General features: G+C 45.6%; 12 protein-coding genes. 2 read left to right on the top strand and 10 right to left on the bottom strand.

Annotated features, from left to right (window positions below):
- Positions 1 to 23: 23 nt before the first annotated feature.
- The 9 genes from GO493_RS27120 to GO493_RS27080 form a co-directional block, all read right to left on the bottom strand.
- Positions 24 to 1,115 carry a 2Fe-2S iron-sulfur cluster-binding protein gene (locus GO493_RS27120; RefSeq protein ID WP_157309375.1) on the bottom strand — a complete coding sequence of 364 codons (1,092 nt, stop codon included), beginning with the start codon at positions 1,113 to 1,115 and terminating at the stop codon, positions 24 to 26.
- A 21-nt stretch (positions 1,116 to 1,136) separates the two neighbouring features.
- Positions 1,137 to 2,501 carry an NADH-quinone oxidoreductase subunit NuoF gene (gene nuoF / locus GO493_RS27115; RefSeq protein WP_157309374.1) on the bottom strand — a complete coding sequence of 455 codons (1,365 nt, stop codon included), beginning with the start codon at positions 2,499 to 2,501 and terminating at the stop codon, positions 1,137 to 1,139.
- Positions 2,502 to 2,549: 48 nt separating this feature from the next.
- On the bottom strand, positions 2,550 to 3,035 hold the full coding sequence (gene nuoE, locus GO493_RS27110) for an NADH-quinone oxidoreductase subunit NuoE (RefSeq protein ID WP_157309373.1): 486 nt from the start codon (positions 3,033 to 3,035) through the stop codon (positions 2,550 to 2,552).
- A gap of 25 nt (positions 3,036 to 3,060) precedes the next feature.
- Entirely contained in the window at positions 3,061 to 4,278 is a 1,218-nt protein-coding gene (locus GO493_RS27105; protein WP_157309372.1) for an NADH-quinone oxidoreductase subunit D, read from the bottom strand.
- Between the two features lie 19 nt (positions 4,279 to 4,297).
- Positions 4,298 to 4,819: an NADH-quinone oxidoreductase subunit C gene (locus GO493_RS27100; protein ID WP_157309371.1), complete on the bottom strand. Its 522-nt coding sequence runs from the start codon at positions 4,817 to 4,819 to the stop codon at positions 4,298 to 4,300.
- 66 nt (positions 4,820 to 4,885) lie between these two features.
- Positions 4,886 to 5,449 (bottom strand): NADH-quinone oxidoreductase subunit B, encoded by a 564-nt coding sequence (locus GO493_RS27095; RefSeq protein ID WP_157309370.1) that lies wholly within the window; start codon positions 5,447 to 5,449, stop codon positions 4,886 to 4,888.
- A gap of 96 nt (positions 5,450 to 5,545) precedes the next feature.
- Positions 5,546 to 5,938 carry an NADH-quinone oxidoreductase subunit A gene (locus GO493_RS27090; RefSeq protein ID WP_157309369.1) on the bottom strand — a complete coding sequence of 131 codons (393 nt, stop codon included), beginning with the start codon at positions 5,936 to 5,938 and terminating at the stop codon, positions 5,546 to 5,548.
- Positions 5,939 to 6,103: 165 nt separating this feature from the next.
- Positions 6,104 to 7,819 (bottom strand): tetratricopeptide repeat protein, encoded by a 1,716-nt coding sequence (locus GO493_RS27085; protein WP_157309368.1) that lies wholly within the window; start codon positions 7,817 to 7,819, stop codon positions 6,104 to 6,106.
- A 37-nt stretch (positions 7,820 to 7,856) separates the two neighbouring features.
- Positions 7,857 to 8,783: a substrate-binding domain-containing protein gene (locus GO493_RS27080; protein ID WP_157309367.1), complete on the bottom strand. Its 927-nt coding sequence runs from the start codon at positions 8,781 to 8,783 to the stop codon at positions 7,857 to 7,859.
- Between the two features lie 675 nt (positions 8,784 to 9,458).
- Here GO493_RS27080 and GO493_RS27075 point away from each other — a divergent pair.
- Both GO493_RS27075 and hisS read left to right on the top strand, forming a co-directional pair.
- Positions 9,459 to 9,896 carry a low molecular weight protein-tyrosine-phosphatase gene (locus tag GO493_RS27075; protein WP_157309366.1) on the top strand — a complete coding sequence of 146 codons (438 nt, stop codon included), beginning with the start codon at positions 9,459 to 9,461 and terminating at the stop codon, positions 9,894 to 9,896.
- A 44-nt stretch (positions 9,897 to 9,940) separates the two neighbouring features.
- On the top strand, positions 9,941 to 11,290 hold the full coding sequence (gene hisS, locus GO493_RS27070) for a histidine--tRNA ligase (protein ID WP_157309365.1): 1,350 nt from the start codon (positions 9,941 to 9,943) through the stop codon (positions 11,288 to 11,290).
- Between the two features lie 28 nt (positions 11,291 to 11,318).
- Here hisS and GO493_RS27065 read toward each other — a convergent pair whose 3' ends face one another.
- The gene (locus GO493_RS27065) at positions 11,319 to 13,667 is read right to left on the bottom strand and encodes an ABC transporter permease (RefSeq protein WP_198315845.1); all 2,349 of its coding nucleotides are present in this window, start codon (positions 13,665 to 13,667) and stop codon (positions 11,319 to 11,321) included.
- Positions 13,668 to 13,762: the final 95 nt, after the last annotated feature.

Here is a 13,762-nt window from a genome sequence, read left to right as displayed (position 1 = left end):
GCTGCCGTCAGTTAATTATTTAATCATTTCTTGTTAAAGTCGTCAGAGTGTGCCGGTCCCTGTATAGCTGAAAGGTCTATTCCCGGCCTGTTCACTTCACTGACATTGTGAATGTCCATCAACAGCTTAGGCTTACGGCCGTCCAGTACTTCTGTCAGTGTATCTTTGGGCTTGGTAACGCCAACGTAGTGGCCCTGGGAAATTACACTGTGGCGTTCTACTGCACGTGGTCCTTCTATCACCCAGTCTTTCGCTTCTTTTTTATCGAAGCGGCAGGTATTACAGATCCAGTCTTCTACTTCGCCGTATTTGTCCTTGCGGGCGGTAACGCGGAACACTTCATCGCCACGCATCCAGAGTACGGTCTTGCCGCAGCATTTGGGATTCTCACAGTTACGGTGAGCATCTACAGGTTTCAGGAACCATACGCGGTTCTTGAAGCGGAAGGTTTTATCTGTCAGTGCGCCTACCGGGCAAACGTCTATAACGTTGCCGATAAACTCATTGTCCAGCGCTTTATGAATGTAAGTGCTGATCTCTGCAGCTTCTCCGCGTCCCAGTATGCCATGCTCACGTTTTTCTGTCAGCTGGTCGGCAGTGAACACACAACGGTAGCAGAGTATGCAGCGTGTCATGTGCAGTTGTATCTTATCGCCGATATCTATCTTTTCGAAAGTACGGCGTTTAAATTCGTAACGGGTGCCGTCTGCGCCATGCTCGTAGCCCAGGTCCTGCAGGTGGCATTCGCCGGCCTGATCGCATACAGGGCAATCCAGCGGGTGGTTCAGCAACAGGAATTCCACTACCCCCTTACGTGCTTCCTGCACTTCGGGAGAGGTGATATTGGCTACTTCCATACCATCCATTACGGTAGTACGGCAGCTGGCCACCAGTTTAGGCATGGGACGGGGATCTGCTTCAGACCCTTTGGTTACTTTCACCAGGCAGGTACGGCATTTACCGCCACTGCCTTTCAGTTTTGAATAGTAACACATTGCAGGAGGCACGATATCTCCACCGATCTGCCGGGCAGCGTTGAGGATGGTTGTGCCAGGCTCCACTTCCACGGAGATATTATCGATCTTAACCTTAAAGAGTTTCTTTTCTTCAGCCATTTTGCTTCGCTTAAATGATTCTTATACAGCGGCAGGAGCAGCAATTTCTAATGGGTCGGCATAGTGTGCCAGACCGTAATTACGTTTGGTAGCTTCATCAGGATGCAGCACGTGCCATTCAAACTCATCACGGAAATGGCGGATAGCAGCAGCTACCGGCCAGGCAGCAGCATCGCCCAGCGGGCAGATGGTGTTACCTTCTATTTTACGCTGAATATCCCACAGCAGGTCTATATCGCTCATTTTACCTTTACCGTGCTCAATATTATGCAGCACACGTTTCATCCATCCGGTGCCTTCGCGGCAGGGGCTGCATTGTCCGCAGCTTTCATGATGGTAGAAACGGGCAAAGGTAAGTGTGTTCTTCACGATACACTGGTCTTCATCCAGTACAATGAAACCACCGGAACCCAGCATGGTACCGGTAGCAAAGCCGCCGTCTGCCAGGCTTTCATACGTCATCATGCGCTGTTCACCTTTAGCTGTTTTCAGCAGCAGGTTGGCAGGCAGGATAGGTACGGAAGAACCGCCGGGGATGCAGGCTTTCAGGCGCTTGCCGTTGGCAATGCCGCCACAGTATTCGTCAGAGTAGATAAATTCTTCTACAGAGATGTTCATTTCTATCTCGTACACTCCTGGTTTGTTGATATTACCACAGGCAGAGATCAGTTTTGTACCGGTAGATTTGCCGGTACCGTATTTTGCGTACTCATCACCTCCTATGCGCAGGATAGGTACTACGGTGGCCAGTGTTTCAACGTTGTTCACCACGGTAGGGCAATCCCACAGACCTTTTACGGCGGGGAACGGAGGTTTGATACGTGGGTTGCCGCGTTTACCTTCGAGGGACTCTATCAGGGCAGTTTCTTCACCGCAGATATAAGCGCCGGCACCACGTTGTACATATATTTCAAGATCGAAGCCGGTGCCCTGGATATTCTTACCCAGCCAGCCGTTCTTTTTAGCTTCAGCGATGGCCTGTTCCAGTATATCAGGGATCCAGGCGTATTCACCACGGATATAGATATAGCAGCTGTTACAGCCCAGGGTATAACTGGATATCAGCAAACCTTCTATCAGCAGGTGAGGGATAAACTCCATCAGGTAACGGTCTTTGAACGTACCTGGTTCAGATTCGTCGGCATTGCATACCAGGTAACGGGGTACGCCTTCCGGTTTAGCAATGAAGCTCCATTTCATACCGGTAGGGAAACCGGCGCCGCCACGGCCTCTCAGACCGCTCTTCTTCACTTCGTCCAGCACCTGTTCAGGCGTCATGCTTTTAAGCGCCTTCTCAGCCGAACCATAACCGCCGTTGGCACGGTATACGTCATAATAACGGATACCTTCTATGTGCGCTTTGTCAAAAAGTAGTTTGCGTCCCATCTTACTTTTTATGATTGCAGACCAGGCCGGGCCTGGTCATTCAATAATTTAGTTTGCTTTAGCCCTGCATTCTTCGATAATGGCATCTACCTTCTCTGGTGTCAGGTGTTCCCGGTAGTGTTTACCCAGCTGCATCATAGGAGCATATCCGCAGGCGCCGAGGCATTCCACTGTCTTGAGGGTGAACAGGCCATCTTTTGTAGTTTCACCTACACCGATGTCCAGTTTCTTTTTGATATAGTCAATGATCTGATCTGAGCCACGCAGCATGCAGGGGCCTGTCTGGCACACTTCAAATACATGCTTGCCTACCGGCTGCAGGTTAAACATCGAGTAAAAGGTAGCCACTTCATACACTTCTATGGACGTGATCTGCAGCAGGGAAGCCACGTAATCCATGGTTTCCGAGCTCAGCCAGCCGCCAAATTCCTCCTGTGCAAGGTGCAGCACGGGAATCAATGCACTCTTCTGCTTTCCTTGCGGGTAGCGGGCGATGATCTCTTTTACTTTATTCAGCTTCTCTTCAGAAAACATAACTATGAAAGAAAAAATTTAATAATTAAGCATCCAGTTCACCTGCAATCAGGTTCAGACTACTCAGACAGATGATAGCATCGCTCAGCATGGCTCCTTTCACCAGTTCAGCATAAGCCTGGTAGTAAATAAAGCAGGGCCGGCGGAAGTGCAGTCTGTAAGGGCTACGGCCGCCATCGCTGATCAGGTAGAACCCTAATTCGCCGTTAGCGCCTTCAACGGCATTGTATACTTCACCAGGCAGGATATCGGACTCACCCATCACTATTTTGAAGTGATAGATCAGTGCTTCCATTTTGGTGTATACATCTTTCTTTTCAGGCAGGTAATAGGCAGGTACATCTGCGTGATATACATCTGAGGGCAGGTCTTTCAGCTTATCCATTGCCTGGCGGATAATACTGAGGCTTTCCCACATTTCAGCGTTGCGCACCAGGAAACGGTCGTAGCAGTCGCCCGTAGTGCCAACAGGTATTGTAAAGTCAAAATCTTCGTAAGAGGAGTAAGGGTGGGCTACGCGCAAGTCATAGTCAACGCCTGCAGCACGCAGGTTAGGACCGGTAAAGCCATAGTTCATGGCTCTTTCTGCGGAGATAGGTCCAACGCCCTGGGTCCTTTCCATGAAGATACGGTTGCGGGTCATGAGGCTTTCAAACTCTTTCAGTGCAACCGGGTATTCTTTCAGGAAACGTTCTATTTTTTCGAAGGCGGCAGGTGTGAAGTTCCTTTCAAAACCGCCTATACGGCCAATGTTGGTGGTAAGACGGGAGCCGCATATCTCTTCATAGATCTCATAAGCCAGCTCACGGTATTTCATGAGATAGAGGAAGCCGGTAAAAGCGCCGGTATCTACACCTACCACACCGTTACAGATAAGGTGGTCGCAGATACGGGCCAGTTCCATGATGATCACGCGCAGGTAATCGACACGTTTAGGTGTTTGTATACCCAGCAGTTTTTCTACTGTCAGGTGCCAGCCTATGTTATTGATAGGGGATGAACAGTAGTTCAGCCTGTCTGTCAGTGGAGTGATCTGGTAGTAAGGCCTGCGTTCAGCTATTTTTTCGAATGCACGGTGAATATATCCTACAGTGGATTCTGAACTGACTACACGTTCACCGTCTATTTCCAGGATATTCTGGAACACCCCGTGAGTGGCGGGGTGGGTCGGGCCCAGGTTAAGGGTTTGTGTCTGTCTCTCTATGGAGCCTTCCGGCAGTGTTATATGTTGCTGCTCTGACATGTTCAAACGAATAAATTAATTATATGCCAATATGCCCGCCGCGGCCGAACATTTCATCATCTTTATCGGTACGGGTCTGATCTTCCAGCGGAAATTCCTTACGCATGGGGAAATAGGTCATTTCGTCCACGTTCAGGATCCTTTTCAGGTTAGGGTGTCCTACAAAGTTCACCCCGAAGAAGTCATATGTCTCCCTTTCCATCCAGTTAGCAGATTCATACAGCCTGGTTGCCGTAAATACACGGGGATCTTCCACACTGGTATATACCTTTAAACGCAGTCTTACACGCTCTTTGAAATTGTAGAGGTGATATACAACTGCCAGCTCCTCTCCTGTTCTGTCGGGATAATGAACAGCAGTGAGGTCTGTTAAAAAACGAAATTGCAGCTCCTCATCATCGTACAGGAACTGCATTACTTTCAGGTTCAGGTCTTTAGGTGCGGTAAAGGCTAAGACTCCAAAGGACTCTTCTACCTGGCTGATTGACTCACCAAACTTGTCTGTTAACCTTTGTTTTATATAGTCGCTTGTCAAAGACATTACGATTCCAATTTGTGATTTCAGATTTGACTTTTCGCGGATATGACCTTTCTGTTATAACCTTATTTACTGAATACCGTAGGAGTTCAGTAATTCCTTGTATTTGTCTGAATTACGGCGACGCAGGCTTTCCTGGCCTACCAGTTCCTGGATGCGCATAAAGCCGTCTATAATGGCTTCAGGACGCGGAGGACAACCTGGAACATATACATCTACAGGTATTACCTGGTCTATCCCCTGTAACACAGAATAGGTATCAAATACACCACCACTGCTGGCGCAGGCGCCAACGGCCATTACCCAGCGGGGTTCCGCCATCTGGAGGTATACCTGGCGTAAAACCGGGCCCATTTTCTTGGAAATTGTGCCCATTACCATCAACAGGTCACATTGACGGGGAGTGAATGCCATCCTTTCAGAGCCAAAACGCGACATATCATATGTAGAGGCCATCGTTGCCATGAACTCGATACCACAGCAGGAGGTGGCAAAGGGCAGTGGCCATATGGAGTTCTTACGCGCCAGACCTATTGCTTTGTCAAAAGAAGTAGCAAAAAATCCTTCCCCGGAATACCCATCGGGTATTTCAACCGTCTTCACTTTTTCATTATACTGGACCGGACGTGCCATACCATGTCAGATTTAAAGATTTCAGATTCAGATTTGACCTAAACGCACACACCTTTGCCAGCCGTTGGCAAGGCTGTATCCGCAATTATATAAAAATCAGTCTTCCCATTTCAGTGCTCCTTTCTTCAGAATATAGAAGAAACCGCCCAGAAAGAACGCTACAAAGAGCAGCATGGCCAGGAAGCCATCCCAACCTAATTCCCTGAAGTTCACCGCATAAGGATAAAAGAAGATGACTTCAACGTCAAAAAGTACGAACAAAATGGCGGTAAGAAAGTACTTAATGGCTACTGGCTGGCGGGCATTACCCTTTTGTTCAATTCCACTTTCAAAGGTAACAAGTTTGTCGCTGGTTTTACGTTTTGGCCCCAGAAAGTGGGTAGCGAACATTGTGAGACCTACAAAGCCCAATGCAGCGCATAACTGCAATACAATGGGAAAATAGCTGAAAGGAGTAGTTGCTGACAATAATACTGTGTCTGTAAACATAAGCTTCCCTGATAAATAACGTTCTCCGAATGAGCAAAAATAGGCTAACTATCGTAAAAATCAAATCTATGAGGAATTAAAATATTATCTTTTTTCGCCAATCGGCAATAAAAAAGGCCTCCTGCCGTGGGCAGGAGGCCTTTTTATGACTGTAATCAGTCCTGATTATTTTTTGTTGCCCTGAGCAGGTTTTACCTGGGCAGCTTTATTCTTGTTATCCTGGTTTTCCTGGATAGCTTTTACAGTAGCGTTATTAGGATCGATAGACAATACTTTGTCCATCCAGATCTTCATATTTGCCTGATCATCCTTATTGTAGTAGTAGATCATCATATACTGATAAGGGAACATCAGCTGATTTGGCTTCATTTTCTCATCACCTTTCAGCTCAAAGAACTTGGTGAAGTAAGGAATGGCAGTACCTGCTTTTGCCTCCGGATCTTTTGCCATGTTTGCACGGCCTCTCCAGTAAGTACCCAGTGCTTCCTGTGCAGGATATTTTGCAGCGAAAGCACCCCAGGTAGAATCAGCTTTGTCATATTGTTTTGCATAGATCTCCCATGTTCCTTTGTAGAACATGTCCTGGATCTTACCGGTGTTCTGCTCGTCAGTGAAGTCGTTGATCAGGTGGCCATACCATTCAGCAGAGCGTTTGAAATCACGCATATTCTTGAATGTTTCAGCTACGTTCCTGTATTTTTCAACATCTTTTGCGGTGTCGGCCAGTGCATATTTCTCCAGGTACAGTGAAGCCAGGGAGTCATTGATCTCTGCCTGTGCTGAATCAGGAGTATAAGCCTGGTAAACAGCGCTCAGCAGTTTATAGTCGTTTGGCTGCAGTTTGGATTCGCCAACGCTTTTTGCATATTCTTCGATCACTGCTTTACCGGTAGCGGTATCACCTTTCTGCAGGTGAGCATCTGTGAGCAGACGTACAAATTTACCTTTGTTACCTTCTGTGGTCTGAGGCAGTACGCTTTTAGCTTTGCTGATAGCTGCATCATAGTCTTTTTTGTAGAAAGAGATAGCAGCCAGGTTATACTCGTTTTCCATTTTACCAGCACCTTCACCTACAACAGCCATATACTGCTGAAGATATTTAGCTGCATTCTCCAGGGAGAACTGCGCTTTGGTTGGCGTGATATAGAACTGGTACAGTTCATAGAAAGCAGGAGCATACTGCGGGTCCATGTTAGTGGCTTTGGTGAAATCATTCACCGCGTCCTGGAGCAGTTTAGCGTTATAGTTTACCAGACCCTGCTTCATTACAGCTTCAGCATTGTTTGGTTCCAGTTCCAGCGCTTTATCGTAGGAAGTGATGGCTTTACCACCGTTCTCACCACCCAGCAGGCGGTAAGCGTCACCCAGCTCGATATAATCTACTGCTTTCGGAGTATATACTTCTTTCTTTTTACGGCCTTCGTTGTTCAGTAATTTCTCCATTACTGTCAGTGCATAACCGCGGTCACCGCCCTTAATCTCAGTGTTTGCATCAGCTATAGCACGTGCAACATCACCATTACGTCCTTCAGTGGTAGTAGAAGCGGCTTCGAATTTTTGTTTTGCTGCAGCAGCATCGCCCTTCATCAGGTCAATACGGCCCAGACCTGCCTGCAATAAAGCAGAGGTAGGAACTGCCTGTAATCCTTTTGCGAAGGTAGCAGCTGCACCGGCATCATCATGCATACCCAGCTGCGCAATCCCGAGGTAATAATATGCTCTGTCATCAGTAGGTTTAGCAGTAATTACTTTCTCCAGGTTTTGTTTGGCTGTTTCATACTTGCCATAATACAGGTCTTTCAATCCATCTTCAACAGATTGGGCCATAACGCCATTCGCGACGCACAGCATTGCAACAATTAAACTTTTCCGTCTGTTCATGAGCAATCCGGTTTTAAATTTTAGTTGTGTTAGTTTTTTACTTAATGTTCGCTTCCCTGAACACGATATTCAACCTCGCAGGGAACAGTCTGAATTTTCCAATGATCATCTGTCCTTCATAACTTCCCAGGAAAGTGGCGAACCCAGATCCCAATCCGTTATATGGTTCTTTTAAACAGTAGAATAAACCACGTTTGAGCGGATAAGAGCCGAGAGCAATGTACGCCTGATATGGTTTTACAAATTCCGAACCATAATCAGCACGCACCTTTACCACCGTCACTTTATTCGTAAATTCAATAGTCGTGGAGTCATTTGGATCAGAGATCCAGCTTACTCCTATCACTCCCAATGCATTCTTCATTTTCGCCACATAATCAACCACTTCAGGATTGGTATTCGCGGCCATCACATCTGTTGGTAACGGTTTACCTTTATTGATAGAATCGCGGATATATCTTACAGTACTTGAATTCTGATTATCGAAAACAACCTGCCATTTTCTTTCTGTGTCGGAGCCGTCCATAATTTTCCGCACCTGGTCTAAAGTGAGGATAGAATCAGGATTACTGTGATTGGCAATAAGTGCTACCCCATCCCAAGCCAGTAACAGGCTTTCCGGCTTTATCTTCTTTTCTTCTCTTATATACGCTTTTTCTTTATCGCTGAAATCCCGTGTTACAAAGATCAGTCGTGAGCTGTCTGCCAGCAGGTCCCTGAAACATTCTGCTTCAGGTTTATATTCTGCAATGATATGAGCCTTTTTATATAAGGATTCAAACACCTTAATTTCAGCTTCTATCAATGGCTTATAAGTTTCATCGACACTGATACGAATGGTGCCGGATGTTGGCGTATCCCGCTCTTCGCCTGGTTTGTTGGCTGGTCCGCATGATGCCAGTAAAGCGATTGCTGCTAACGTGAAAACAGAAAACCGGGTTATTCTGATTATCCTGAAAAACATATGCTCGTCTATCTTAATCCCTGTTAGTAAATAAGTACCTTACCCCTCTATATACACGGAAAAGGCCATACGCAATTAGTACTCCTCCTAAAATATTCAGAACAGTCTGCGAGAAATCAAAACGACCAAGATTATATTTCTGCGCGAAAATTGCATATAGGCCAAAGAGCAGAAAAAATATACCTCTGATCAATTCTCCCAGTGAACGATAATTTACCCGGGTCCGTCCGTTTCCAAATTCCTTTTGTTGCATTAGCATTGTTAGCGAATTACAAGTATACAAAAAAAAATTTCCAAACAAATACCTGTTCTTTTAGAGGATTGTTAAAAAAACATGCCAACTATACCGTTACTGCTACTTAAAAGCAGCCACTACAGCAGCTTTTATAAGCGTCGGGCATACACACATTTTTTCATATTCAATCTACAGTTAATTAAACAAGAACTTGTTAAAGGGTTGTTAAATACTTCCTTTCTTATGCTATCTGCTGGATTATCATGTGAATATATACGCAGAAAATGAAAGTATAGTATCAGGTTTCCCTTTACTATAAGATGCAAAAAAAGAATAATTCCATAAACCGTCGTTGCGGCAAACCGGGCATTGGCCACGCGGGAAGCGATTTTCAGCGGCAGGATAAAATAATGTTAAAATCTTGTAGGTTTGCGGAAATTATGAAAATACTGATGGTATGCCTGGGCAACATCTGCCGTTCGCCCCTGGCAGAAGGCATTTTAAGACACCTGGCAGCAGAGAAAGGGCTGGATTGGGAAATAGATTCAGCAGGAACAGGTAACTGGCATGTGGGAGACCCGCCAGACCACCGCTCCGTGAAAGTAGGTCACCGGCATGGTGTGGATATTTCCGGGCTCCGGGGCAGGCAATTCCAGCAGGAAGATTTTGATAACTTCGACAGGATCTTTGTCATGGACCTGAACAATTACAGGGACGTATTGCTCAAAGCCAGAACAACGGCAGACAGGGATAAAGTACAGCTACTGCTGGATAATCAGCAACCGGTACCAGATCCCTGGTACGATGACGCTCTTTTCGAACCCGTATATCATATGATATATGAGGCATGTGAAAAGATCCTGGCCGGCAAAAAGTAACCGATAAGCATAATATAAATATCTTACAGCATAACTGAATAAGAATGATCAAACCCAGTATACCGAAGGGTACCCGCGATTTTGGGCCTGTAGTGGTAAGAAAAAGGCAATATATCTTCCAGACCATCCGCGAAACATTTGAGCGGTTTGGCTTCCAGCCATTGGAAACCCCTACTATGGAGAATCTGGATACCCTCACCGGTAAATACGGAGAAGAAGGAGATAAACTGATCTTTAAAATACTGGACAACGGAGATATCCTGGGCCGTGCGCAACAGGCCAAAGATAGCCGTGAACTGGGAATACTGCTGTGTGAAAAAGCACTCCGGTATGACCTCACCATTCCGTTTGCCCGTTATGTAGTGATGAACCAGCATGAACTGGCGCTACCTTTCAAACGCTACCAGATGCAGCCGGTATGGCGAGGTGATCGTCCAGCTAAAGGTCGTTACAGAGAGTTCTATCAATGCGATGCCGATGTGGTAGGTAGCAATTCATTACTTAATGAGATAGAACTGTTACTCATATATGATACCGTTTTCACTAAGCTGGGAATGGAAGGGTATGAGCTCCGTATCAATAACCGTAAAATACTTGGAGCGCTGGCAGAAATAGTAGGCCAACCTGCTCTACTGACTGATATCACAATTTCCATAGATAAGTTGGATAAAATAGGACTTGATGGTGTTAAACAAGAACTCCAGGAACGTGGATTATCAGATCCGGAAATAACTACTATTGAAAACTTCCTTAATATCAGCGGAACCAATGAGGAGAAACTGCAACAACTTGCCCTTCTCTTCAAAGACTCAGCCACCGGCCTCAAAGGCATAGAAGAATTATCCTACGTATTACATACACAGCCTGACGCTTTCCACACCACTCCTATCCTGGACGTAACACTGGCCCGCGGCCTGAACTACTACACAGGTATGATTGTGGAAGTAAAAGCGCCACCTGCTGTTAAAATGGGCAGTATCGGCGGTGGCGGCCGTTATGATGACCTTACCGGTTTATTTGGCCTGCCAGGTCTCTCCGGTGTAGGTATCTCCTTCGGCGTAGACCGCATCTATGATGTGCTTGAAGAACTACAACTCTTCCCCGCTACTGCACAGCAAGGCACCCAGGTACTTTTCTTCAACCTGGATGAGAAAGTAACCGGCACCTTATTTAAACTGCTCATGCAACTGCGTGAAAAAGGTGTTTCAGCTGAACTGTTCCATGAGCCTTCAAAAATGGACAAACAGATGAAATATGCCAATAAACGCAATATCCCCTATGTGATCATCATGGGTGAAAGTGAGATGGCAGAGAATATGGTAAGTGTAAAAAATATGGTGACGGGTACGCAGGAAAAAATAGCTGTACCTGAATTAGTGAACTATCAGTTCTAAAAATACCCGGAGTGGCCGGCAAAGCCGGTCACTCCTTTTTTAAACTATTTACCGGGTTGGCCAACGCAGACTTCACCGCCTGGAAGCTCACTGTCAAAGCTGCTATCAGCAACGCAATCCCGCCAGACAGTACAAAGATCCACCATGCCAGCGTTACCCTGTAAGCAAAATCCTGCAGCCATAAATGCATAACATAAGCTGCCAGCGGCAATGCTATCACAAAAGAGATCAACACCAGCTTCAGGAACTCGCCTGATAGTAACAATACAATATTACCTACAGAAGCCCCCAATACCTTACGTACACCTATTTCTTTGGTACGCTGCGTAATAGTGAAGGAAGCCAGCCCAAACAAACCTAAACAGGCAATTAAAATAGCCAGGCATGCAAAGCAAAGGAAAATACTGCCCAACTGCTGATCTGCCTGATACTGCCGGTTAAAAAAATCATCCAGGAAAAAGAACTCAATAGGATCGTCCGGAAAGAAACCTGCATAGGTTGTTTTAACGGAACGCATAATATTATCAAGGTTCCGGGTGTTTATCTTCATGGAGAAGAAGTTATTGTATGAACCTCCCATAGTGAACACGATAGGCTCTATATTCTTCTGTAATGATACCTGGTGGTAGTTCTTCAATACACCTACAACATTCAGCGTATCACCCTGGGTAACAATACGCTCATTAATAGCAGCTTCAGGATTCCTGAACCCCAGCGCCCTGCAGGCCGCTTCATTCAGCATAACAGCATCCCTTATATCTGCCGTGCCATTCTCAGATATATTCCTGCCGGCTATCAGTGGTATTTTAAATGTTCTAATAAATTCCTGATCAAGAATGATACGCTTCACATTCACTCCTTCCTTCTCTTCCTGTCCCAGGCGCAACGCCGGATTGGCAGACCATATCTCTTTACCTGGCACATTGGAGGAAACACAGACCCCGCTCACATCCTTCTGCCTGGACATTTCATTTCTGAACGCTTTGATCTTACTGTTATCAATTGTCTTAGGGCCTATCACTACCAGCACCTGTTCCATATTCATACCCAGGTCCTGACTACGCATGTACTGCAGCTGGTGAAAAACGGTGAACGTTCCTATCAGCAGGATCACAGAAGCGGCAAACTGGATGGTCACCAGTGTCTTGCGCATCAGTTGTCCGCCGGGTGATTTACTCACTCCCTTCAAAACAAAAACAGGTTTAAAAGAAGATAGTACCAACGCTGGATAAAGGCCTGAAAGGAATGCTCCTGACAGGAAAACAGCAATAAATACAAACCAGTAAGCGGCCTTCCCTCCTACCCATAAAGGACGGCCTGTCAGCTGTTTATAATAAGGTAATACAAATACCAGCAACAGTGCCGCCAGCACAGCAGCTATTATATTGATCATAAAGGATTCTGTCAGGAACTGCTTTACCAGCTGCCCTTTCCCTGCTCCCACTACTTTACGTACGCCTATTTCCCTGGCCCTCTTATTGGCTTTGGCGGTTGACAGGTTTATATAATTCACCCAGGCAATAGCCAGTATAAATGCTGCGATGGTTAACAGGAAATAAACTGACCGTACATTACCATTCACTTCTATCTCATTCCTGATATTGGAATGCAGATGAATATCATTTAATGCCTGCAGCTTAAACTTTGTTTCCACACTGTCCATTCCGTTATTCTTTACAAACGTTCCAAACTTTGCTTCGAGCGCCTTTACGTTTGTACCAGGGGCTAACTGCAGGTAAGTGTAATAGTCGTAATTATTCCAGTTACGATCATATTTTGCAGAAAGCACAAAATCGAATTTGATATGGGAGTTTGCAGGCACATCTTTCAGAATGCCCTTTACAGTGTAGTACTGTTCTTTATTCAGCCAGATCACTTTGCCCAGTGGGTCTGCTTTACCAAAATATTTCCTGGCAGTTGATTGTGTGAGAAAAGCTACATGAGGCTCTTTGAGAATATTCTTTTCTCCCTTCAGCAAGGGAAAGGTGAATACTGATAAAAATGCAGAATCGGCAAACAATACCGCCTCTTCATTGAACTTCACATTCTCATAACTCATTACTGCACTGCCATAAACATAACTCACAGTAGTGGCGCCTATTACCTCCGGAAAAGCGGCTTTCATAGCCGGCGCATTGGCTGTGTAAGTCATAGCACTGTGATCTGCCAGTACCCCTTCCTGGTAAAACTGTTTTGTAACACGGCAGATATTGTCACTATTGACATGAAAGCGGTCATAACTTGTTTCAAAACCCACATACTGCAGTATAACCAGGCATGCTGCTATCCCTATAGCCAGGCCACCAATGTTAATAGCTGAAAAAACTTTGTTATTCAACAGGTTTCTCCATGCGGTACGAAAGTAGTTTCTGAACATGATATTACATTTTATGAAGCCGGATGTACCCATCCAAATGCAATACCATCAAAAAAGCTATTAAAAAGCAATGGATTAAGAATATATAAAATATT

It is taken from the genome of Chitinophaga tropicalis, from assembly GCF_009758205.1.
GTDB lineage: Bacteria > Bacteroidota > Bacteroidia > Chitinophagales > Chitinophagaceae > Chitinophaga > Chitinophaga tropicalis.
Note: the sequence above shows the minus strand (reverse complement) of the source record. Positions and strands in the feature narration are given on the sequence as shown.